We start from the raw sequence: 21476 nt of genomic DNA, 5'->3' as shown, positions 1-21476 counted from the left end.
CGGGCGCCTCTAACGGCGTGCTGGGTGCCAGGTGGGCGTCCCGGCGAAAAGGTGGCGTAAGGTGTAGCGCCGCGCCTCTCGCGCTGGCAACTGTCGCGCCCAGGCTACTCGCTGAGTGGGAGTTGCGCCCGGGCCAGTAGAACGGTACTCGGCGTAGCGGGCCGTTTTTTCGCTTTCGGGCTTTTTCCAGTTGTCCCAGCCGGAAGACCGGATGTGGCGGCCCATGTAGGTGTGCAGGTAGGCCACGTGGGCGTGCGGCTGCCAAGGCCGGCCCAACGACACGTTGGTGGCCAACGTGGTATCGGCCGTGAGCCGGCAATGCCGAAAAACAAAGCCGTAGGCCTGATCTGGGGGCGTGGCCGCGGCCGTAATGTGGGAGTTCTTCTTGCTGCGAATAGTGCAGTGGTCGAACACGGCCGTGCTGCTGCCGAAAATAAAATCGGTGGTACCCTCAATGAAGCAACGCCGGAAGTACTGACGGGTGTGGCCAGTGGCCAGAAACAGCGTGTCCTGGTCGCCGAGGATGCGGCAGTTGCGGAAAGTGCACCGGTCGGCGGCTACGTGCAGGGCCACGGCCTGGCCGGCGGTACGGCCCGCCGTATTCTGGAAGGTGAGGTTCTCGGCCGTAAAATCAGCCCCTTCCACCAGCACCGAGTAGGATGTGTAGGTGTTGATAGCACCCTTGCCGCTGTGGTCATCGAAGGTTAAGATGGTGTGGTCCCGGTCTTCGCCCCGCAGGGTGAGGTGGGTTTTGCTGGCCGGCACCACCAGCTTTTCCCGGTACGTGCCCCGCCGGATGCGAATTACCACTGGCCGCCCCGACTGCGCGGGCGCCGCATCAATGGCCTGCTGCACCGTCCGGAACTGCCCGCTTCCGTCCTGGGCTACTACTAGTTCCGCACCCATTGCCCGGCCCACCACCAGCCACAACATGCCCATCAGAGCCAGGCACAAGCCCTGTATCGTCTGCCGAGTAAACATGCTGACAACTTACGCTGATGGCCGCTAGCTACCACTGCTAGCACCGGGAATTTCTGCGCAAACGATGCCGGCAACGTTGCCACGCTGCCTGCTACGGCGAGGCGGACCCCTACCGACGGGTAATTTCGGTCATTGATAACATTGTCGTAATACGTAGGTAACATTGAAGTAACATCCAATGCCGCACTTTGCGTCAGCATTATCATTCTATGAAAAAATTGTTAACCAGCCTGTTGTTGCTGACAATGGGATACGCCCAGGCTCAGTCGGCTGACTCCCTAGCGAAGCCGAAACCTGAGGCGAAGAAATGGTTTGAAACGTTTGCCATTCGGGGCTACGTGCAAGCGCGCTACAACCGGCTGCTGGAAACCAACCCCGACCTCACCTGTGAGCAGTGCGACCGGTCCTGGGGCCGTAATGGCGGCATTTCTCTGCGGCGCGTTCGGATAATTTTCTACGGGCAGTTGCATGAGCGGGTATATTTCTACTTGCAGCCCGATTTTGCCAGCACGCCCAGCGGCAGCACTTCCCTGCAATTTGCCCAGCTCCGCGACGCCTACCTCGACCTGGGCCTCGACAAAGCCAGCCAGTTCCGAATTCGGGTGGGGCAGAGCAAGGTACCGTTTGGCTTTGAGAACATGCAGTCGAGCCAGAACCGGCTTCCCCTCGACCGGAATGATGCCCTTAACAGCGCCCTCTCGAACGAACGAGATTTGGGCGCTTTTTTATACTGGGCGCCTACCTCCGTACGCCAGCGCTTCAGCCAACTCGTGAAAGATGGCCTGAAAGGCTCTGGCGACTACGGCATTGTGGGACTGGGCGTCTTCAATGGGCAGACGGCCAACCGCCCCGAGCTGAACAACCAGCGCCACGTGGTAGCGCGCATAACGTACCCGCTGGCTATTGGCGGCCAGGTGCTGGAGCCGGCCCTGCAAGCCTACACCGGCGAATATGTGGTAGGCAAAGACCAGCTTTCCAATGGCGTCAAGCACCGGCCCGACCTGCGCTACCCCGACCAGCGCGCAGCTGCTACGCTGGTGCTTTACCCCCAGCCCTTTGGTATCCAGACGGAATATAACGTAGGCCGCGGCCCCGAATTTAACTCGGCTACCGACAGCATTGAAACCCAGCGCCTGCACGGGGGTTACGTGTTGCTAAACTATCGGGTGCGCTACCAGCAGCAGCAGTTTTATCCCTTCCTGCGCATGCAATATTACAACGGAGGCAAGAAGCACGAGCGAGACGCGCGCAGCTACCACGTGCGGGAAGCTGAGTTGGGCGTAGAGTGGCAACCCGTTCCTAGCTTCGAGCTGGTGACCATGTACACGCTTTCCTCCCGCCGCTTCGAGGATTTTCAGAAGCCCGATAACCGCCAGCGCGGCGGCCTGTTGCGCCTACAAGCGCAGCTGAATTTTTAGCCGGCTGCTGCCTTAGTCCTTAGTTGGGTCCCAGCCGCGCAGTACGGTTTGCAGGGTGTAGTGTTGGGCTTCGGCATCGGAAAGCTGGCGGGCCCACCCCACGCGCTGCCGGGGGCCGCGCCGGGGCCGCGGCTCTGGTACTCGGCGTAGCGGGCGGTTTGCTTGTTGGTTTCCTTGTCCCAATGGTCCCAGCCCTCGGACTTAATCTGCTTGCCCAGCTCACAGCGCAGGTACACCGTTTTGGCGTAGGGCCGCCAGGGCCGCCCCAGGTAGAAGCTACCCGCGGGCGCGTCGCCGGTGATGCGGCACTGATTGAACACGTAGCCGTAGCGGGTGGTATCGGGAGTAGAGGCAGCCGTGACAAAGCCCCCGTTTTGCAGAAGATGGTACAGCCTTCAAACCACGCCGTGCTGGAGCCAAAAATAAAATCGACGGTGCCTTCGATGTAGCAGTTCTGGTAGTATTGGCGGCTGCCGTAGCCGTAGGTATACAGCGTATCCTGAAACCCCAGGAAGCGGCAGTTTCTAAACCGGGCCTTGTCGCCGGCTACCCACAGGGCCACGGCCTGCCCCACGGGTCCGGAGGAGTTCTGAAAGGTCAGGTTTTCGGCCGTGAAGTCGGAGCCGTAGATGTAACAGCTAGCCGAGCCCGAGGTACCCTTGTCTTCCCCAAAGATGTTTTTCTTCTGGTTGTAGTCGTCGTAGGTCAGAATGGTTTTCTCGCGGTCCTCCCGATAAGCGTTACCAAGTTTTTGGAACCGGCCAGCAGCAGCTTTTCCTTGTACACGCCCTTCTTGATGAAGATGGTAGTGACTTTCTTCCGGAAATCAGGCACGGCGTTGAAGGCTTCCTGCACCGTGCGAAACTGGCCGCTTCCGTCCTGGGCCACCACAAAATCGTAGCCAAAGGCGCGGCCCAGCGTCAGCCAAGCAAGCAGGAAGAAAAGCAGAACAGGTTTCATGGCAAGCGGGCGGGTAGGCTGGCAACTTATCCCTATTCTGCTGAACTCGGCCGTTTTCGCCCACCTATCTCCGCGCAAACGTTATCGGGAACGTTGTCACCCACTGCTTCTTATAGCATATGCAAACCACTCCCTATGCTTAAGCAATGGCCGAAAACTGAACTGTCATTCCGAGCAGCGCGAGGAATCTGGATTTAGCTTCTAGTATGTAACTCAGATTCCTCGCGCTGCTCAGAATGACAGTTTGGGAAGCACTTTTTAGATACCAGCCGGTAGCGCTAGAACTTGATGCGGTTACGACTAGAGCGGCACTTACTACCCCTTATGATGAAACGGGCAGCTCATAGCTGCGGCGCTCTGGCGGCTACCGGCGGCCGGCATGGGTAGTACGGCCAGGGCACCTTTGCCGGTGGCACGCACGTTCGTCATCACGAAGCCGCTGGCGGGTAGGGTTGGCATTCGGGTGAGGTCATAGGTGAGGTCTTGGGCGGGCACATCGTAGCGGATACCATCGTTAAGGAAGGCCACGGCCTGCTTCAGGGCCTCAATAGTAATCCACTCGCCGGCGCAACGGTGGCCGGTTAGAAACTCGCCCCCACCCTGGGGAATAAAATCGTAGGGGCTCCGCTGCCACTGCCGGAACCGCTCGGGCCAGAACACCTCCGGGTCTTGCCACCACCGCTCGTCGCGGTTGGTGCCGTACACATCCAGCAGCACCAGCGTACCCTTCGCAAACTCAAAGCCGTGCCAGGAAAAGTCTTCGCGCACCAGGGCTCCAACAAACGGCGTGAAGGGAAAGTAGCGTCGCACTTCCTGCACGAACAGCTCGGGGTAATCTTCGGCCGGGTTGCGGAGTAGCTGCCGGTACGGCGGATACTCGTGCAGGGCTAGGGCTGCGAAGGTGATATAGGTAGCAATAGCCACGATGGGTCGGATGGCGTTAACCAGCTCGATGGCGGCCATCTGTACATCCAGCAGTTCGCCGTTGGGCTCCCGGTGCCAAGCCACGGTGTGGGCGGCTGTGCCTTCCTGCACAGGTAAAGCTCCTTTCCGGATGGCGCGAATAATGCCCCGCATCCACTTCTCGCCCCGGCGGCGGGCCTGCTTGCCGCGCCAGTGCCGCGGCCCTACCCCTCCAAACCCGTCCACCATGGCCCCAAAGTCGCGGGCGCGCTTGCTGACTTCTGGTTCCGGCAGCGGCACCTCGGCCCACGCGCAGGCCGCCCGGCACAGGATTTCCTGGGCTTCCCGAAACAGCACCACCCGGTCTTGCTGCTCCCAGCGGTGGGCGTAGCGCTGCCACTGCTCCGCCAGCAGGCTCATCAGCCGCTCCCGGCTCTCTGGCCCCATCAACGACATGAACATTTCTTTGCGGCAGCGGTGCTCCCCATTGTCACGGGTTTGAATGGCATCAATTCCCATGAGGGTAGTCTGCACCCGGCGCGGCACGGCTCCCTTCCGGACAAAGAGCCTGGGGTTGTAGAAGAGCTCAGCGGCCTCGGCTCCGTGCAGGCAAATGGCCTTCAGGCCCATCAGCCGAATCTGGAAGATATCAGAATTGAAGCGCTGACTGCGGCAGTAGAGGAAGGGTAGCCTTCGCGCAGCACGTCCAGGGTGCTGTCGAAACTTGGGTCGCGAAAAATCTGGGGCATATCGGGTAGTAGTCGAATAGGTCGCCAAAATGAATGCCTTTACCTTACGGCTCGTTGACACGGAGGATATTGTGGAGCCGGTAAAAAGGTCTACTTTACTTAGTTACTGATAATCAATGACCTCAGCCTTAACCCGCTTTCTACAGCAGCATTATCCAAGCCTGACAACAGCCAAGCCTTTATTCGACTGCTGGCTTATCTCACTCCGATTTAACTTACAAAAGGACACCCTTTCTACTTCTGATGAGGCTTACTTCCAAGAGGTAGTTCATAGAGCTTCTTTGTTATTCCGAGCCGTTTTTGCGCCCGATGAGCCTGCTTTGCTTGTATATGAGCAATGGAGGTCCAAACGGCATCGGATTAGAAGCAGCAATTATTTGCTGCGTCAACTTCCGGTTTCCCAAACAGCTATCCACTTTCAGCGAATAACCAACCCCTATTCAGATACCCTGAAATGGATGAGAATGCACTTTCCCACCATTTCACAAATACCTTACACTGAAATTTTAGCTGCTATCAGTAACCAAGATTTTGGAAGAAGGCCCGCCCTCCATGGCCGCCTATTCTTTCTCAATCAACGCACGGGTCTTGCGTTTCACATGTACGACGATCGGGGATTGGACATCATCGGCCCTGACGTAGCATCTCTTCGCTACCTATATGAGGAGTTTAATGAGTTGATACTGGACTACGACCGGCCACATATTGACGCATTATTTGCTACATAAAACGAAAAAAGCCCGACCTGCAGGCCGGGCTTTTTGTAAGCAGAGAAGAACACACCTACGAGTTCTGCGACATGCTGGCGGTAATGGCCTCCACAATCTCCTCCGAAATACCGGTGGTGCTGAAGCCACCGTCGTGCATGAGGTTCTGCATGGTCACGTAGCGGGTCAGGTCCGAGAACAAGCTGATGCAGTAGTCGGCGCATGCTTCGGCGGGTGCGTTACCCAGGGGGGAAAGTTTGTTGGCGTACTCGTAGAAGGCATCGAAGCCGCTGATGCCGGTACCGGCCGTGGTTTTGGTGGGGGACTGGCTGATGGTGTTCACGCGTACTTTCTTGAGCTTACCCAGGCGCTGACCGTAGCTGCGGGCAATGCTTTCCAGCACAGCTTTGGCCTGCGACATGTCGGTATAATCAAGGAAAGCGCGCTGAGCGGCAATGTAGCTCAGGCCCACTACCGAACCCCATTCATTCAGGGCATCCTGCTTTTCGGCTACGGCCAGCATCTTGTGAAATGACAAGGCCGATACGTCCAGCGTCTTCTGAAACCACTCATAGTTCAGCTCGCCGTAGTGCTTGCCCTTGCGGATGTTGGCGCTCATGCCAATGCTGTGTAGCACGAAATCAAGCTTGCCGCCGAGCTGCTCTTGGGCGCCGCTAAACAGCTTCTCCAGGTCCTCCATGGAGGTAGCATCGGCCGGAATGATGGGCGCGTTGCACTGCTCCGACAGCTTGTTGATTTCGCCCATGCGCATGGCCAGCGGGGCATTAGTGAGCACAAAGCGGGCCCCTTCGGCGTGGGCTTTCAGGGCTACTTTCCAGGCAATGGAATCCTCGTTCAGCGCGCCCGAAATGATGCCGACTTTGCCAGCGAGTAAGTTATTAGACATAGGGTGAGAGGTGAAATGGTGAAATGGTGAGTTGATGTTCTTGACTCCACTACACCGTTTAGAACTCCAGGTTAGCGGCTGGCAAGTTAGCTATTCACAACGCACAATTTCACCATGTCATAATTTCGCCCCTACCCTACCAATTCCTCGCCGCGCATGGCTAGCAGCTCGCGGGCGCTTTGGTAGGCGTGCTGGCTGGGGTTGGCGCCGGAAATCATCTGGGCAATTTCCTGAATTCGCTCCTCTAGGTTCAGCACCCGTATATTGCTCACGGTGCGGTCGGCGCGGTCTTCCTTATACACGAAGTAGTGCGCGTCGCCGGCAGCAGCCATCTGGGGTAGGTGGCTAATGGTAATGAGCTGGTGCTTGCGGGCCATCTGCTGCATCATGCGGCCTACTTTCACGGCAATTTCGCCACTAATGCCCGTATCGATTTCATCGAATACGATGGTCGGCAGGGCAGTTTTATCGGCCAGCATGTACTTGATGCACAGCATCAGACGCGAAAATTCACCCCCCGATGCGGCTTTGCTCAGGGTTTGAGGCTGGGCGCCTTTGTTGGCCGTGAACAGGATGCTTATTACATCAATGCCACTGGTAGCGGGCGGGCCTTCCTGGTGCTGCACCACAACGCGCGAGTTGGGCATGCCCAGGTCAGCCAGCAAAGCCACCAGTTCCTTTTCGAACTTCGGAAACACCTTGCGGCGGGCCTCGGAAAGGCGGCCCGCCTGCTTTTTCACGGCCGATAGGGCTCCTTCCGCGTCGCGGCGCAGGCGGTTGATTTGCTTGTCTAGGTTCAGGACGGAGCCTACCTTGTCGCGCAGGTCGGAGCGCACGGCTAGCAGGGCTACCACGTCGCGCACCTGGTGCTTGCGCTGCAAGTTGTAGAGCACGTTCAGACGGCCCTGTAGCTCATCAATGCGGGCGGGGTCACCTTCGGTGCGGCGCTCCACTACCTCAATTTCGTCGGCAATGTCGTGCAACTCAATCAGGCAGCTGTCGAGGCGGTTTTTCAGCTCCCGGGCTTGCTCCGAGTAAGAAGTAATCTGGCCGAGCAGGGTGGCAGCTTCCTTCATAGCGCTGGTGGCGCAGTACTCGCTTTCCGTCAGACTCTGCAGGGCCGAAGTCAGCTTGAACTTGATTTCTTCGGCGTGCTCCAGCTCTTTTACTTCCTGCTCCAACTCGTCCTGCTGCTCATTATCGAGGCGGGCGTCCTCCAACTCACTGAGCAGAAAGCTATGGTAGTCCAGCTCCTTATTGGCTTGAGCCACCTGGTCTTCTAGGGCTTTCAGGTCGGCCTCCAGCTTGCGGTACTGGCGGTAAGCATTGCTGTACTGGGCGCGGGTAGGCACTAGGCCAGCGTACAGATCCAGCAGGTTTAGTTGAAAAACAGCATCCCCAGTAGCAGCGTGTCATGCTGGGAGTGAATGTCCATGAGGTTGGCCCCAATGTTCCGCAGGGTTTCCAGCGTCACAGGCGTGTCGTTCACAAAGGCCCTGGACTTCCCGGCTGGGCTAATTTCGCGGCGCAGAATGCACTGGGTGTCGTAGTCGAGGTCCTCGGCTTCGAAGATATCCTGTAGTTGGTAGCTGCTGATGTCAAATTGGCCCTCAATCACGCACTTCTTTTCCGTGTCGAAGAGCATGCGCGAATCGGCCCGGTTGCCGAGCAGCAGGCCAATGGCCCCGAGCATAATGGACTTGCCCGCGCCAGTCTCGCCAGTAATAATATTGAGAAGGGCCGAAGGTTGCAGCTGTAGCTGCTCAATTAGGGCGTAGTTTCGGATGCGCAGGTCTACGAGCATAGCAATCCAAGGTGAAGGCCGAACAGCCGGCCGTAGCAAACAAAAGGGAAAAGCTACGGTCCAGGCGCAACCTAGTCTAGTAGCTTTAGCAAAGCTACTAGCTCACTTAGTTAATTGCTAACTATTTTCGCTGAATCTTTTTCAGGGCTATTTACGGCTGCCGTAAAATTGCCTGGTACTTAGCCGAGTTCGTCGGATCGGTTTCCGACAGGATGGTAACCACTTGCGTCTTCTGCTGCTGATCGGGGCTGGTGCGGAAGATGTTGGCTATTTCGTCGGCTTTGGTGGTGAAGAAGGCACGGGCTAATAGCGTACCCGGCCGGCGCTGCACAGCTTGTTGCACACCTTGCAAAGCGGTAGTAATAGTGGTGCGGGCTTCCTCGGGCTTGGTAATGAACACGTCCATGCCTTGCCGATAGTAGGCGTACATGCCACTGCGAAAGGCTTCCAGCTGTGGGTCCTGCAGGTTGTTAAGCAGCCAGTAGCGGTTGCCGTTGTTGCCGTCCTTCCAGCCTTCGTCGGCTTCGTTGGTCACGTTCTGGGACGAGGCGTTAGTCAGGATATTACGGGCCCGGTCGTAGTAGACAGAGCCACTCAGGGGCGAAAAGCTGTCCTGATCCATGCCAATGACGATGTAGGCGTAGAAGGCCAGCAACGACGATAAATTCCCAACGAAGGTATTCTCGGAGTAGTCAATCGGGTTCTGGGGCGAATAGTTGAAAATCCAGCCCCTATCGGCAAAGCTGAGCACGTTGGTTTCGTAGCCGGTGCCGTACACCGGCCGCGTGCTCAAAACGCGCACCGTAGCCCGGTAGGTGCCGTTCTGCGGAATTTCGGTGATACCCACGAAAAACTTACACCGAATCCGCTCCTCGGGCCGGTAGGTTTGGTTGGTGAAGGAGCGGGTGTTCAGGAAGGCCTGCATGTCGTTGCGCATCTGCTGCACCAGCTGCCGGTCGGCAATAGTCACGTTTTCCGTCGAAATGGCTACCTCCGCCTGCAGCTCCTGGGCTTGGGCAGAACGGGTCAGCAGCAACGCGGGTAACAGAAGCAGAAAAGGCAGCAGGACAAGGTTACGCATGGCGAGACAGGCGGGCTAAAACGGTTTGCACAATGTCGTGGGCTACCTCGGTTTTGGGCTTCAACTCAAAAGTAGTTACGCTTCCGTCGGCTTCCAGCAGGGTTATTTTATTGGTATCATGGCGGAAACCAGCCCCGGCGTCGCGCAGGGAATTGAGGACCACCAGATCGAAGTTCTTACGCTGCAGCTTTTCCAGGGCGTGCGCCCGCTCATTGTTTGTCTCCAACGCAAAACCGACGGAAAATTGTTCGGGCCGCTTGCTTTTGCCTAGGGTAGCGGCAATGTCCACGTTTTTCACCAGTTCCAGGGTAAGCGTGTCGCCAGCTTTCTTGATTTTGTTTTCTGCTACCTGCGCCGGCTTATAATCTGCCACCGCCGCGGCAAACACCCAGATGTCGGCGGTAGGTGCCAGGGCGGCGGCAGCGGCGTACATCTCGTCGGCCGTTTGCACGCGCTGCACCCCAATGCTTGGAGAGGCTGGGTCGGGTAGGCTGGTAGGGCCACTGATTAGGTCTACTACCGCACCGGCCGCAGCAAAGGTTTCGGCCAGCGCGTAGCCCATTTTACCGGTGCTGTGGTTCCCGATAAAGCGAACGGGGTCCAGGGGTTCGTAGGTGGGGCCGGCAGTAATCAGAACGCGCATACCAAATGGGTTGGAAGGGGCGAAGGAGTAAGGTACTACCCCTGTCAGACCTTAAAGGTAAGGGCTCCTTGATTTGCTACCCCTACCATAGCCGTGAACTGGCCCAAGCAGGCAGGTCTATCGAGGGCTCTAACTAAAAAACTGCGCCAGCTCGGCTACAATCTGCTCGGGTTCCAGCATACGGCCCGGACCGCTCAGCCCACTAGCCAGTTCCCCGGCCGGCGACTCCCATACCGTATTGCCGTACTCGCGTAGGCGGCGCAGATTGGCTTGGGTAGCGGGGTGCTGGTACATATCAAGGTCCATGGCAGGGGCCAGAAACACCGGGCAGCGGGCCGAGAGGTAGACGGCATCAAGCAGGGTGTCGCAGAGGCCGCCGGCAAGGTGGGCCAGGGTATTGGCCGAAGCGGGGCTACCACCAGGGCATCGGCCCACAAGCCCAGGTGCACGTGGTTGTGCCACTCCCCGCCCCGCTCATCCTTCAGAAAACCTTGTAGCACCGGGTTTTTCGATAAGGTAGCCAGTGTAAGCGGAGTCACGAAGGCCGTGGCCGCAGGTGTCAGAACTACCTGTACTTCGGCTCCAGCCTTTACCAGCAGCCGCACCAACGCGGCCGATTTATAGGCGGCAATGCTTCCACTTACGCCCAGCAGAATCTTACGTCCTTGCAGTTCAGCCATGAAAAAGGAAGGCTACATACCATGAAAGCGCCATGCTGAGCCCGGGAAGCCCGGCGCGCAATCGTCGGAGGGGGTTTCCAACGAGGCGGGCACAGGGCTTCCCGGGCTCAGCATGGCGCTACTTATCGTGTCGTGCGAAACAGAAGCGGACTACTCGGCCTTGCGGGCCTCGGGCAGCTGCTCTTCTTCGGCGGGCGTGCGGAAGTGCACTTTGCCTTCCAGGAACTCCTCAACGGCCAGGTTGGTAGGCTTGGGCAGACGCTCGTAGTGCTTCGAAATTTCGATTTGCTCGCGGTTTTCGAACACTTCTTCGAGGTTGTCGACGGTGGTAGCAAACTCGGCCAGCTTGCCGTTCAGCTCTTCTTTCAGCTTCACGGAAATCTGGTTGGCGCGCTTCGAGATGATGGCAATGCTCTCATACACGTTGCCAGTCTCGTGGGTGAAGTCCGACATGTTGCGGGTCACGATAGAAGCGGGTACGTTGTTCGGAGTCTTCATCTTATGGTAAGTAGTGAATGTGCAAAATGGAGAAAAATGCAGACAATGAAAGGATACCCCAGAAGGCTACTGGCCGTTCCGGCTATTCCTTCTTCTCTGCCGGGCAAGTTACTTAGCAGCCGTTGATTCCGCGGGCTTGAGCTTGGCTACCGCGTCGCGGGCCGTGTCGTACATACGCTCGGCATCCTTCAGGTTTTTGCTCTGCGGGAAGGCGTCAATGAAATTCTGGTAGAAGGCAATGGCTTCGAGGTACCGCTCACGCTGCTTCTCCTCTACGCTTTCCGTGGCCAGGTCAAACTGAGCGCTGAGCTTGAGGAAAGCCGCCTGCTCGCCAAAGGCCGAGGCCGGGTACTGCTGCTGAAAGCCCGTGAAGGCCGTTACCGCCGACTGGTAATAGCGCAGGTCGTAGTAGAGGCGGGCGCCACGGAAGGCCTTGTTTTCCAGTTTCTTCTGCAGCTCCTGCGACATGCCGTCGGTTTCGGCCCGGAAGCGGCTTTCGGGGAAGCGGTTCAGGAAATCCTGAATGACTTCCAGGGCCGAGTAGGTGTTGGTTTGGTCCAGCTGGAAATCCGGGGAATCCCGGAACAAGGACTTGGCCTGCATAAACGCAGCTTCCTCCGCGAACGAGGAGTTCGGGTACGTCTCGTAGAACGTTTTGAAGTAGTAAGCGCTCAGCGTGTAGTTGCGCTGGCGGAAGTTGGTGTTGGCAAAGTAGAACTGCGCCTTTTCCGCTTCCGGGCGGCCTTTCAGCAGCGGAATCAGCTCTTCGAGCAAGGTACCAGCCTTGAAAAAGTCGCCTTTCTCGTAGTACTGAATGGCAGCTTCGTACTTCTTGTTCACGTCGGTGCTCTTGAGCAGCTTCTGGTAGCCAGTGCACGAGCCGAGTAGCAACGTGCTTAGCAGCAGAACAAAGAAGGTAGGGCGAAAAGACAGCATAAGGGGCGCAAAGGTAAGGATAATCAGTGAGGCAACGAGTACCGCGGCTTGAGCAAGTAAAACTACTACCCTTCAGGCCACTGGCAGCTACTTTTTCACCACCGGCTTTTGGGCGGTAGGCGCCGCTTTTTTCTTTGGTGGGGCTGCTTTTCGGGGAGTAGCGGCGGGCTTCTTTTTGGGGGTTGCTTTCTTCTTGGGCTTGGCCGGCAACGCGAAGTGCTTGCCTAACGTCTGGCGGCGGGTAGGGCGTTCCTTGGGCCGCCACCGGAAGTCTTTCAGCTTGGCATCTTCAGGCTTGAGTTCATTAGGCGGAATAAAACTGGCTTCGGGGTTGGTCAGGAAACTGATGGTCTGCAGCTTGCTGTCGGCAAACCGCAGGGCCATGGTTGCGGAAACGGATTTGTTGACCCCAGACACGGCCGTGTCGCCCTCAAGAGCATAGTAGAGGCTCTCGGCGTTGCCAAGCACGTCAATTTTTTTTATCGACTTATCCCGGAAGTAGGCCACCATGTAGCGGCCCTTTACCTGGTTGAAGTTTAGCAGCGTGTCCTGCCCAATGCTGAAGGCGTGCCCGTACAAGCGCATCTGGTCAATCTGGCCCTTGCGCTGCTGAATCTGCATAGAGTCGGCGGTGAGCTGGTTTTTGTTGTTCCAGAGCACCGGGTCGTGGCTGAGGTAGATGACGGAGTCCTGCCGGTCGTAGGTCAGTGAATCGCAGCGGCCCTGCAAATCGGCGCGGAAGATGCCCACCTTGCGGTAGGCGTAGATAACGCCGGCCTTGTTCTGGGCGGGCGGCCCTCCAGGCTTACCAGCGTATCGGCGGTGAGGTAGAGCGTGTCCTTGTCGTTGATATTGCGCATCACGGGGCGGCTGCCGTACACCTTGGCCCGGCCCTGGGCGCGCCAGTAACGCCCCACGTCGCCCCGGATTTCAATGTTGTCTTTCTTCGAGGTCATCGAAACGTGGCCGGTAGCCACGCCGTACTGCCGGGCTTCGTCGTAGAAAATCTTGTCGCCGCCGAGCAGGTAGTTAGGGGTTTCAATTTTGGCGTTGCGGGCAAAGTTGGAAACCTTAGTAATGGTGTTGTAGGTGCCGTTTTCGGCGTAGAGGTTGCCCTGCTTGCCCCGGATGCGCGTCGGCCCGAAGAAGTAGGCAATTTTGCTGACGGTGTTGTACTGGAGCGTATCCGTGTCGATGTTGTTTTCCTTGGTTACCAGCTTCACGTTGCGCTTGAAGCTGAACACTTTGCTCTGGGTGTTGTAGTAGCCAAACTGACTGTCGAGCGTGTTTTCGGGGTCCTGGAGGTGGCCGCCGGTGCTGTAGTAGGCCAAGTTGCGGTTCAGGTCGTAGTCGAGCAGCTGGGTAGTCAGGGTCATGCGCGGGTCGCGCATGGTCACGTTGCCGGTCATGCGGGCCTTGCGGGTGTCGCCGTCATAGGTGCCCCGGTCGCCGGTAATCGTGATGGTGTCGTTCTGAATGATGCGCACGTTGCTGAACGCTTCCAACGCATTTCGCTCGGTGTACTGGTAGGCTGAGTCACAGTAAAGCAGCGTGGTGCCCTGCTTGAAGCTCACGTTGCCAATCAGCTTACGAATTTCGACTCCGTTAAACGTACCGCCTTGCAGCCGCCCAGCGCCGAGTAGCTCGATGCGCTGACCTTGTGTAGGAGTAGGCTGCGCGCCGGGGCGGTCGGCGGGGCGTTGCTGGGCCCAGGTGAGGGTAGGCAACAGCAGGAGCAGAAAGAGAAAAAGAGGCTTTGGGAACGACATTTACTAGCAAAGGTACAGAAGGGCCGTTGCTAACGGTTTTCTTTGTGGAATATTGAAGACAGCTGCTAGCCGATAGCAAATTGCTGTTAGCTATGACCCGTTAACAGCTCCCGTCTCCTTAATGCTCCCGTACCCAGGCGAATAGCCAGCAGCTACTTGCCAGTTGCTTTTCAACCTCATGCTCGACCGAATTCAAGCCTATATTCAGGAACACGCCCTCTTCTCCCCCACCGATAAGCTGCTGGTAGCCGTCAGCGGCGGCCTCGATTCGGTGGTCTTGGCCCACGTGCTGCACAAGCTGGGCGTGGAGTTTGCCGTGGCTCACTGCCACTTTGGGCTGCGCGCCGAGGAGGCAGATGCTGATGAGGAATTCGTGCGCAAGCTAGCGGGCAGTACAAGGTGCCCTACTTCGTGGAGTTCTTCCAGACCAAGCAATTTGCTGAGCAGGAAGGCATTTCGACCCAGATGGCCGCCCGTGCCCTGCGCTACGAGTGGTTTGAGCGCATCCGCCAGACTCAGGGCCTCGACTACATTGCTACCGCCCACCACCAGCGCGACACGGCCGAGACCATGCTGCTCAACCTCACCCACGGCACCGGCCTGGCCGGCCTGCACGGCATCCGGCCCAAAGCCGGCCACCTCGTACGCCCTCTGCTAGCCGTAAGCAAGCCCGACCTGTACGATTACGTAGTAGAAAACCGCTTGGTCTGGCGTGAAGACGCTAGTAACGACTCGCCCGTGTACCAGCGCAACCGCCTGCGCCTGGAGGTGCTACCCGTGCTGCGCGACATCAACCCCAACCTTGATCAGACCCTGAGCATCACGGCCGAGCGCGTGGGCGGGGCCGAGGAAATTGTGCGCCGCTACGTGGAGGAAACCGCCGTCCAAGCCCGCCGCGACGAGCCCGAGGCAACCTACCTCGACATCCGGATGCTGCAAAAAACGGCCGCCACCACCGTGGTGCTGCACGAACTGCTCCGGCCCTTTGGCTTTTCCTACCTCGTGGTAAAGGATATTGTGCTGAGCTTCGGGGCCGAATCGGGCCGCCGCTTTGAGTCGCCGACGCACCGGTTGGTCAAGGACCGGGAGCAGCTGGTCATTACCCCGCGTACGCTCACCAAATTTGGCACTCACCAACTGCAAGCCGGCCAGGAAGCCCTCAAGATAGATGGCCTGCACCTGCGCACCGAACTGGTGGAAATACCTGAAGGCTACGAGGTACCCCGGGCAAGGCCGTAGCCGCGCTGGACGCCGATGCCCTGAAGTTCCCGCTCACGGTGCGGGCTTGGCAGGAAGGCGACTGGTTTATGCCCATCGGCATGAAGGGCAAAAAAAAGCTCTCCGACTTCCTCATCGACCAGAAAGTGCCCCTCAACCTCAAGGACAACGTGCAGGTGCTAGTATCGGCTGATGGCAAAATTGCCTGGGTTATCGGCTTCCGGCCCGACGACCGGTTCAAGGTAACCGAGGAAACCGAGCGGGTATTGGTGGTGAAGCGCATGTAGTGCCCCCGCTTTGCAGCTGGGCAAACTTGCAGCCAAGGGAATCAGGTAGGCGGCCCGAGCGAAGTTTCGCCTTTTTGGGTTTGCCAGAAAGCGTTTTGGGTTAGCTTTACGACCTCATCCCATAGTTCACACCCAATTCCTCACCCAATGAAAGTTACCGTAGTTGGAGCCGGCAACGTAGGGGCAACCTGCGCCGATGTACTGGCCACCCGCGAAATTGCCAACGAAATTGTGCTGGTTGACATCAAGGAGGGCTTCGCCGAAGGCAAAGCCCTCGACATCTGGCAGAAAGCCCCCATTATCGGCTACGATTCCCGCACCGTAGGCGTCACCGGTGACTACGCCCGCACCGCCGATTCGGATGTGGTAGTAATTACCTCGGGCCTGCCCGCAAGCCCGGCATGAGCCGCGACGACCTGATTTCGACCAATGCCGGCATCGTGAAAACGGTAACCGAGCAGGTAGTAAAATACTCGCCCAACGCCATCATCATCGTCGTTTCGAACCCGCTGGACGTGATGACTTATCAGGCGCACCTCACCTCGGGTCTGCCCCGCGAGAAGGTGTTCGGCATGGCTGGCATCCTGGATACGGCCCGTTACCGCGCCTTCCTGGCCGAGGCCCTCAACGTAAGCCCCAAAGACATTCAGGCGGTACTCATGGGCGGCCACGGCGACACCATGGTTCCCCTGCCCCGCTACACCACGGTAGGTGGCATTCCGGTTACGGAACTGATTGGCAAAGCTGAACTGGACGCCATTGTGCAGCGCACGGCCGTAGGTGGCGGTGAGCTGGTGAAACTGATGGGAACATCAGCTTGGTATGCTCCCGGCGCCGCGGCTGCTCAAATGGTAGAAGCCATTGTGCGCGACCAGCGCCGCGTATTCCCCGTGTGCATTGAACTGCAGGGCGAGTATGGCATCAATGGTGTGTACCTGGGCGCTCCGGTTATCCTCGGCCGCAACGGCATCGAGAAAGTTATCGAGCTGCAACTGAACGACGAGGAAAAGGCTCTGCTGGAAACCTCCCGCGGCCACGTGAAGGAAGTAATGGAAGCCCTCGACAACATGAGCAAGGCTTCGGCTTAATTCTCCCTAGTAAAAGAAATACAAAATGGCCTTTCTACTGCGGTAGAAAGGCCATTTTGTATGGTATGGACAGGGTTACCAGGTAACCGTTTTGTTTACCCGTCCGTAGGTCATGGCCCCGTCCAGCGAGCTAATCAGCTGCTTAATCTGCTCGTCGAGGTATTTCGCCCGGTCCTCCACGTAGTAATTCTGCCGCAAAGTGTACAGGTGCTCAATGGGATGAGTAGTTGGACCGTGCACTACCTGTCCGCCGATATTCATCGTGCTGGACGTCCACTGAATCTGGTCAATTCGATATTTGTACTTACCATCTTTTACCTGCACAGTGCAGGTATAGGCGTAGCTGTTGGGGTCCTTAAATGCCCCAATCGGTGGTTGTTGCAATAGGCCGTGCACTACCAGCGTACCGGCCGCGGCATCACGCGTGCGGGTAGTGTCAGAACTGCCGGTCACTACGCTGTTGGTCCACTGCCGAGCCCGGGCGAACAGCTCTGCCTGACTGATGTCAGCTACCGGCATCACCTCAGTATACACCACCTTACCCTCAACGAGAGGCAGGCGGTTATAGGCGTATACTTTCTCACTTTTCTGCGCCAGGCAGGCGCCACTGCTAGTTAGTAACAGCACGAGGAATACGTAGAATGCTTTCATGGCCGCTAGATACGCAAAGGGTTTTGAGTGTGCAGCATTGTTGTTGAGCTTAGGCTCATAAAAAAAGCCCACCGACTTTTCGGTGGGCCACATTGCGGAGTTGCTTTCACTACCGTTGGCTGGCTCGAAACAGTTTCTGTTTCTCGTCTTTCGACAGGCTCTCATAGCCGGAGCGCGAAATTTTGTCCAAGATGAGGTCGATTTCGTCTTGCTCTGGTTTCGCCAGTCCGCCTTTTTTAGGTGCAGCCGCGGCAGGAGCGGCCGTTGCGGCCCCGCCCGCGTTACGCGCAGATTGGGCCGGCCGGTAGCTAACCGCGTCACCCAATCACCGACGGCTTGCACGGGGCGACCCAGGTCGCGGCCCGCTTGGAGCTGCTTAATGAATACAAAGCCTAGTAGAGCCCCGCCTAAGTGAGCAATTTCGCCGCCCGGGTTACCCCCATTAATACCGGCAATACTTAGCACCACCACCACGGCCGCTATGTACTTAATGCGGACCGGTCCAATCAGAATAATGCTGAATGTATAGTCGGGTAAGAGGGTAGCGGCGGCCAGAATAACGGCCGTCACACTGGCGGAGGCCCCGTACAGAATAGCCGGCGAATCGCGGAAGGCGGGAATTAAATTAAACGCCAGCACATACAAGATAGCCCCGGCACAAGCTCCCAGCACATATAAGCTCACCAAGCGCCGGTCGCCGAGGTATTCGCGCACCAGCGACCCGAACCAGTACAGGTTCAGGAGGTTAAAGAGGATATGCAGGAACTCAAAGTGGATGAAGCTGTAGGTGAGCAGCGTCCAGGGGCGGGTGAGCAAGGTGCCGGGCACTGAGGGTACGGCCAGCCATTCAAGCACCGGCAAGTGCCCGTTGCGGTCCTTAGTAAGGATGAACAGCACCGTCCGCAGTAGAATAAAGCCAATGAACACCAGCACGTTCAGCAGCAGCAGCTGGTTCAGGGCATTGTCCCGCTTACTAAAGGCCGTGCGGATGTCGTTGGCAATACTCATGGGTAGGGCAGATTTGGAACTAGACCGGTGCAGTAACAGCGCGCCGGCGCCGGGCGGTAATTTCTACAATTTTCAGGCAAGCTTCGTGCCCCCTGCTACCACCTGACACTTAGTACAGGCGGGTGCGGTTGCGCTGCCAAATCAGCAACACCACGAGCCCAACCAACATTCCGCCCAAGTGGGCAAAGTGCGCCACATTGTCGCCCGGTACGCGGTGCACCCCAAAGTAGAACTCGTACAGCCCGTACAGTAGTACAAAATACTTGGCTTTGATAGGAATGGGGATGGGAAAAACCATCAGCTCGGTATTGGGAAAGAAGAAAGCAAAGGCCAGCATAATGCCGAAAAGTGCCCCGGAGGCGCCCAGCATCGGGTAACGCAGGTTGTGCTGGTAGCCTTGCTCCATCGACGTCAGTATCCCTGGATCAACTGCTGATCTTCGGGCGTTTTGTGCAATTGGCTGATAATGGGGTCGTAGGCCTGGGGATTTTCCGTCACGTTGTGCTGCACGTAGTCCTGCAGGTGCAGGTCGGTGGGCTCCTGGCGAAACACTTCCGTATCGTGCTGCATCCGGCGCAGCTCGTAGGTGCGCAAGCCGTTATAGAGCATGCCCGCCCCAGCCCGCAAATCAGCCAGTACGTCAGGAAGCGCTTGGCTCCCCACCGTTGCTCCAGCATAGGCCCCAGGGCCATCAGCCCCAGCATGTTGGAGAAGATATGGCCAATGTCGGCGTGCATGAACATGTGGGTCAGAAACTGCCACGGCCCGAACAACCGGCTATCAATGGGATACAAGGCCAGAAAAAGCAGGCGGTTGCTCACCAGGGTACTCAGAAAAAACACCGCCACATTGGCGATAAGCAGGTTACGGACCGCAGGGGTAAGCTGGAACATGAAGGGCAGGTTGGAACGAAGTAATAAGCGCAGGGCAGAACCCAGGCTCCGACGGCAAAGAAACTACGTAAGTGGCGCCAACACGGCTATACCAGCTCACCGTGCTTTCCGGCTACCGCCGGAACAGCTCCTGCACCTGGCCCAGCTCTAGCAGCACAATGGTGCGGCGGCCATCGGGGGTGTAATTGGGCACCTGACAGGCGAAGAGCTTGTCAACCAGGGTAGTCATTTCCAGCTCCGAGAGGCGGGCGCCGGCCGCCGTGGCCGCCACGCGCCGGGCCAATACCCGGGCCATCTGCTCGCGGCGGTCCAGCTTCATGGGGCCGGCGTGGGTGCGGAACTGCTCAATAAGGCCCTCCAGCAGCTCCTTCTCGTCGCGGGCGGGCACATCGGCCGGAATACCCTCCACGGCAATGGTGTGCTTGCCGAAATCGGTGAAGCGGAAGCCCAAGGCCCGCAGGGGTTCTTCTACCTCCCGCAGAATGGCGAAGTCCTGGGCGTGAAGGTGATGGTGCGCGGAAACAGCAGGGTCTGGGAGGCGCTGGTGTCGCGCTCCAGGTTCTGGGCGTACTGCTCAAACAGAATTCGCTCCCGCGCCGCTACCTGGTCAATCAGCATCATGCCCGACTTCACAGGCACCAGCAAGTACTGCTGGTGCAGCTGCAGGACCTTGTTGCCCGGCCCCGTGGACGACTCACGCAGGGGCAGCTCGGGGTTGCCGTAACCGGGGCCGCTATAGGTTCTACCAGCGCGGGCGGCGTAGCAAAGGCAGCGGCAACCGGTAGTTCCGGAGCTGGCGCGGCCGTGGCTTCCGTCGGCAATTCGGGCGCCGCCGGGCGAGGCCCTACGGCCGCGGCGGAGGGTACGGGCACTCCGGCCGCCGTGGCCTCGTGCTCCACGTCGGGCACACTAATTTGGCTTAGGCTCTTGTAGAAATCTTCTAGCTCCCGCTTGGCCTGCTCAGTAGGCCGGGGCGGTAGCTGCCGCTCATAGGCATCGGAACGGGGCGTTTTTTCCTTGGAGGTAGCCGGGCTGCCCGCCGCCCGAGCCGCCGCCGAAGCCAGGGCATCGGGCTTGAAATCGTCGGCGAAGGAGTTGCGCTCCTGGCCCGAAAGGCGCAGGGGCTGAATAGGGGCAAAATTCACGTCGCCATCAAAATCCAGGGAAGGAGCCATGTTATGCAAGCCTAGGCTTTGCTTTACAGCGGCTCGCACAATGGCATACACGGTTTTCTCGTCCTCGAACTTGATTTCCGTTTTGGTGGGGTGCACGTTAATGTCAATGGCCTTGGGGTCGAGCTCCAAGAACAGCACGTAGAACGGATGCGTGTCCTTGGGCAGCAGGCCCTCATAGGCGGCCAGTACGGCGTGGTTCAGGTAGGCCGAGCGGATGAAGCGGTTATTGACGAAGAAAAACTGGTCGCCCCGGCTTTTCTTGGCTGACTCCGGTTTGCCGATAAAGCCTTTCACGCTGATAAACGGCGTTACCTCCTCTACCTGCGCCAGCTGCTCCTTGTAGCCATTGCCCAGCAAACTCACAATGCGCTGACTGAGCTTGCCGGCTGGCAGGTTAAACACCTCTAGGTCGTTCTGAAACAGTGAGAAGCTGATCTGCGGATTAGCTAGAGCTACGTGCTGAAACTCGTCGAGAATGTGGCGCATTTCTACTGCATTGCTCTTGAGGAAGTTGCGGCGGGCTGGCACGTTAAAAAACAGATTCTTAACGCTGATGCTGGTGCCGTCGGGGCAGGCCACGGGCTGCTGGCTGCTCACCTGCGAGCCTTCCACCAGCAGCAAGGAACCGGTATCCTGGTCGCGCTGCTTGGTCCGGATTTCTACCTGGGCCACGGCGGCAATAGAGGCCAGGGCCTCGCCCCGGAAACCCAGGGTGCGAATGCGGAACAGGTCGTCGGTGGTGCGGATTTTACTGGTGGCATGGCGCTCCAGGCTCATGCGCGCGTCCGTCGGGCTCATGCCCGAGCCGTTATCGACTACCTGCACCAGCTGCTTGCCCGCTTCCTTCACGATGAGCTGCACCTGGGTAGCGCCAGCATCTACGGCGTTTTCGAGCAGTTCTTTCACCGCCGAAGCGGGCCGCTGTACTACCTCGCCGGCGGCAATCTGGTTGGCTAAATACTCGGGTAGCAGCTGAATAATATCGGCCATATACTATCAAAATCAAGGCAAAATCAACGAAAAAACCGGTCCCGCTTCCAGGCCCTCCCGCGGTGCTATCGGCCTGATAACAACCAGCGTCGGGAAATTATCCGTAAGTTTGCGGCCAACTTTTGTGTGT

General features: G+C 58.1%; 20 protein-coding genes and 8 pseudogenes. 5 read left to right on the top strand and 23 right to left on the bottom strand.

All coding sequences use genetic code 11. From position 1 onward, the window contains the following. Positions 1-9: 9 nt before the first annotated feature. Entirely contained in the window at positions 10-981 is a 972-nt protein-coding gene (locus MUN84_RS16805; RefSeq protein WP_244695170.1) for a pectinesterase family protein, read from the bottom strand. A 209-nt stretch (positions 982-1190) separates the two neighbouring features. Here MUN84_RS16805 and MUN84_RS16800 point away from each other — a divergent pair, with 209 nt between their 5' ends. Then, a complete protein-coding gene (locus tag MUN84_RS16800) occupies positions 1191-2399 on the top strand; it encodes a porin (RefSeq protein ID WP_244695169.1) in 1209 nt (402 codons plus the stop codon). Here the strand turns inward: MUN84_RS16800 and MUN84_RS24110 are convergent. The 4 genes and pseudogenes from MUN84_RS24110 to MUN84_RS16790 form a co-directional block, all read right to left on the bottom strand. Next, positions 2396-2719 carry a pectinesterase family protein gene (locus MUN84_RS24110; protein ID WP_317238991.1) on the bottom strand — a complete coding sequence of 108 codons (324 nt, stop codon included), beginning with the start codon at positions 2717-2719 and terminating at the stop codon, positions 2396-2398. The two genes, MUN84_RS16800 and MUN84_RS24110, sit on opposite strands and share 4 nt — an antisense overlap. 107 nt (positions 2720-2826) lie before the next feature. After that, positions 2827-3030, bottom strand: a pseudogene (locus tag MUN84_RS24105) (pectinesterase family protein); the annotation flags it as partial. A gap of 74 nt (positions 3031-3104) precedes the next feature. Continuing rightward, positions 3105-3359, bottom strand: coding sequence for a pectinesterase family protein (locus tag MUN84_RS24100; RefSeq protein ID WP_317238990.1), 255 nt, complete (start codon positions 3357-3359; stop codon positions 3105-3107). A gap of 315 nt (positions 3360-3674) precedes the next feature. Continuing rightward, complete coding sequence (locus tag MUN84_RS16790) at positions 3675-4892, bottom strand: cytochrome P450 (protein ID WP_244695168.1); 1218 nt, start codon at positions 4890-4892, stop codon at positions 3675-3677. Positions 4893-5127: 235 nt separating this feature from the next. Between MUN84_RS16790 and MUN84_RS16785 the strand changes: the two genes are divergently transcribed. Then, positions 5128-5739 (top strand): DUF3885 domain-containing protein, encoded by a 612-nt coding sequence (locus MUN84_RS16785; RefSeq protein WP_244695167.1) that lies wholly within the window; start codon positions 5128-5130, stop codon positions 5737-5739. A gap of 55 nt (positions 5740-5794) precedes the next feature. Here the strand turns inward: MUN84_RS16785 and MUN84_RS16780 are convergent, their stop codons facing one another. The 10 genes and pseudogenes from MUN84_RS16780 to MUN84_RS24675 form a co-directional block, all read right to left on the bottom strand. Next, on the bottom strand, positions 5795-6625 hold the full coding sequence (locus MUN84_RS16780) for an enoyl-ACP reductase (RefSeq protein WP_244695166.1): 831 nt from the start codon (positions 6623-6625) through the stop codon (positions 5795-5797). 131 nt (positions 6626-6756) lie between these two features. Further along, positions 6757-7977: a DNA repair protein RecN gene (locus tag MUN84_RS16775; protein WP_317238989.1), complete on the bottom strand. Its 1221-nt coding sequence runs from the start codon at positions 7975-7977 to the stop codon at positions 6757-6759. Positions 7978-8003: 26 nt separating this feature from the next. Further along, entirely contained in the window at positions 8004-8429 is a 426-nt protein-coding gene (locus MUN84_RS24095) for an AAA family ATPase (RefSeq protein WP_317238988.1), read from the bottom strand. Between the two features lie 151 nt (positions 8430-8580). Then, entirely contained in the window at positions 8581-9510 is a 930-nt protein-coding gene (locus MUN84_RS16770) for a DUF4835 family protein (RefSeq protein ID WP_244695165.1), read from the bottom strand. Continuing rightward, positions 9503-10833, bottom strand: a pseudogene (locus MUN84_RS16765) (bifunctional phosphopantothenoylcysteine decarboxylase/phosphopantothenate synthase). The gene MUN84_RS16770 and the pseudogene MUN84_RS16765 overlap by 8 nt, the downstream one beginning before the upstream one ends. Before the next feature lie 150 nt (positions 10834-10983). Next, entirely contained in the window at positions 10984-11331 is a 348-nt protein-coding gene (locus tag MUN84_RS16760; protein WP_188559518.1) for a DNA-directed RNA polymerase subunit omega, read from the bottom strand. 108 nt (positions 11332-11439) lie between these two features. Then, entirely contained in the window at positions 11440-12267 is an 828-nt protein-coding gene (locus MUN84_RS16755) for an outer membrane protein assembly factor BamD (RefSeq protein WP_244695164.1), read from the bottom strand. Positions 12268-12354: 87 nt separating this feature from the next. Beyond that, positions 12355-13017, bottom strand: a complete 663-nt coding sequence (locus tag MUN84_RS16750) for a hypothetical protein (RefSeq protein ID WP_244695163.1) — start codon at positions 13015-13017, stop codon at positions 12355-12357. After that, positions 12972-13994 (bottom strand): OstA-like protein, encoded by a 1023-nt coding sequence (locus tag MUN84_RS16745; RefSeq protein ID WP_244695162.1) that lies wholly within the window; start codon positions 13992-13994, stop codon positions 12972-12974. The genes MUN84_RS16750 and MUN84_RS16745 overlap by 46 nt, the downstream gene beginning before the upstream one ends. A gap of 160 nt (positions 13995-14154) precedes the next feature. Further along, the gene (locus MUN84_RS24675; protein WP_410780113.1) at positions 14155-14361 is read right to left on the bottom strand and encodes a hypothetical protein; all 207 of its coding nucleotides are present in this window, start codon (positions 14359-14361) and stop codon (positions 14155-14157) included. Here MUN84_RS24675 and tilS (MUN84_RS16735) point away from each other — a divergent pair. The 3 genes and pseudogenes from tilS (MUN84_RS16735) to mdh all read left to right on the top strand — a co-directional run bounded on the left by tilS (MUN84_RS16735) (position 14308) and on the right by mdh (position 16629). Beyond that, positions 14308-15275: pseudogene (gene tilS / locus MUN84_RS16735) on the top strand (tRNA lysidine(34) synthetase TilS). The gene MUN84_RS24675 and the pseudogene tilS (MUN84_RS16735) overlap by 54 nt on opposite strands. Positions 15276-15313: 38 nt before the next feature. Then, positions 15314-15541 carry a tRNA lysidine(34) synthetase TilS gene (gene tilS / locus MUN84_RS16730; protein ID WP_244695160.1) on the top strand — a complete coding sequence of 76 codons (228 nt, stop codon included), beginning with the start codon at positions 15314-15316 and terminating at the stop codon, positions 15539-15541. A gap of 147 nt (positions 15542-15688) precedes the next feature. Further along, positions 15689-16629: pseudogene (gene mdh / locus MUN84_RS16725) on the top strand (malate dehydrogenase). Between the two features lie 75 nt (positions 16630-16704). On the opposite strand, the pseudogene MUN84_RS24090 reads toward mdh, so the two are convergent. The 8 genes and pseudogenes from MUN84_RS24090 to mutL all read right to left on the bottom strand — a co-directional run. Then, a pseudogene (locus MUN84_RS24090) lies at positions 16705-17148 on the bottom strand (DUF4468 domain-containing protein); the annotation flags it as partial. A 241-nt stretch (positions 17149-17389) separates the two neighbouring features. Continuing rightward, on the bottom strand, positions 17390-17470 hold the full coding sequence (locus MUN84_RS24085; protein WP_317239227.1) for a DUF6576 domain-containing protein: 81 nt from the start codon (positions 17468-17470) through the stop codon (positions 17390-17392). A gap of 251 nt (positions 17471-17721) precedes the next feature. Then, a pseudogene (locus MUN84_RS24080) lies at positions 17722-18288 on the bottom strand (rhomboid family intramembrane serine protease); the annotation flags it as partial. Between the two features lie 109 nt (positions 18289-18397). Continuing rightward, positions 18398-18694: a rhomboid family intramembrane serine protease gene (locus MUN84_RS16715; RefSeq protein ID WP_244695158.1), complete on the bottom strand. Its 297-nt coding sequence runs from the start codon at positions 18692-18694 to the stop codon at positions 18398-18400. Positions 18695-18699: 5 nt separating this feature from the next. Continuing rightward, positions 18700-18897, bottom strand: a complete 198-nt coding sequence (locus MUN84_RS16710; RefSeq protein WP_244695157.1) for a hypothetical protein — start codon at positions 18895-18897, stop codon at positions 18700-18702. 29 nt (positions 18898-18926) lie between these two features. Next, positions 18927-19181: pseudogene (locus MUN84_RS24670) on the bottom strand (rhomboid family intramembrane serine protease); the annotation flags it as partial. Between the two features lie 112 nt (positions 19182-19293). Next, positions 19294-19799: pseudogene (locus MUN84_RS16705) on the bottom strand (hypothetical protein). An 11-nt stretch (positions 19800-19810) separates the two neighbouring features. Further along, entirely contained in the window at positions 19811-21346 is a 1536-nt protein-coding gene (mutL, locus tag MUN84_RS16700) for a DNA mismatch repair endonuclease MutL (protein ID WP_244695156.1), read from the bottom strand. Positions 21347-21476: the final 130 nt, after the last annotated feature.

The organism is Hymenobacter sp. 5516J-16 (genome assembly GCF_022919335.1).
GTDB classification, from domain to species: Bacteria; Bacteroidota; Bacteroidia; order Cytophagales; family Hymenobacteraceae; genus Hymenobacter; species Hymenobacter sublimis.
Note: the sequence above shows the minus strand (reverse complement) of the source record. Positions and strands in the feature narration are given on the sequence as shown.

Coding starts and splice junctions, on each gene's coding strand:
- MUN84_RS16805 (WP_244695170.1), bottom strand. CDS start 981: ATGTTTACTCGGCAGACGATACAGGGCTTGTGCCTGGCTCTGATGGGC.
- MUN84_RS16800 (WP_244695169.1), top strand. CDS start 1,191: ATGAAAAAATTGTTAACCAGCCTGTTGTTGCTGACAATGGGATACGCC.
- MUN84_RS24100 (WP_317238990.1), bottom strand. CDS start 3,359: ATGAAACCTGTTCTGCTTTTCTTCCTGCTTGCTTGGCTGACGCTGGGC.
- MUN84_RS16790 (WP_244695168.1), bottom strand. CDS start 4,892: ATGGGCCTGAAGGCCATTTGCCTGCACGGAGCCGAGGCCGCTGAGCTC.
- MUN84_RS16785 (WP_244695167.1), top strand. CDS start 5,128: ATGACCTCAGCCTTAACCCGCTTTCTACAGCAGCATTATCCAAGCCTG.
- MUN84_RS16780 (WP_244695166.1), bottom strand. CDS start 6,625: ATGTCTAATAACTTACTCGCTGGCAAAGTCGGCATCATTTCGGGCGCG.
- MUN84_RS24095 (WP_317238988.1), bottom strand. CDS start 8,429: ATGCTCGTAGACCTGCGCATCCGAAACTACGCCCTAATTGAGCAGCTA.
- MUN84_RS16770 (WP_244695165.1), bottom strand. CDS start 9,510: ATGCGTAACCTTGTCCTGCTGCCTTTTCTGCTTCTGTTACCCGCGTTG.
- MUN84_RS16760 (WP_188559518.1), bottom strand. CDS start 11,331: ATGAAGACTCCGAACAACGTACCCGCTTCTATCGTGACCCGCAACATG.
- MUN84_RS16755 (WP_244695164.1), bottom strand. CDS start 12,267: ATGCTGTCTTTTCGCCCTACCTTCTTTGTTCTGCTGCTAAGCACGTTG.
- MUN84_RS16715 (WP_244695158.1), bottom strand. CDS start 18,694: ATGGAGCAAGGCTACCAGCACAACCTGCGTTACCCGATGCTGGGCGCC.
- MUN84_RS16710 (WP_244695157.1), bottom strand. CDS start 18,897: ATGCTCTATAACGGCTTGCGCACCTACGAGCTGCGCCGGATGCAGCAC.
- mutL (WP_244695156.1), bottom strand. CDS start 21,346: ATGGCCGATATTATTCAGCTGCTACCCGAGTATTTAGCCAACCAGATT.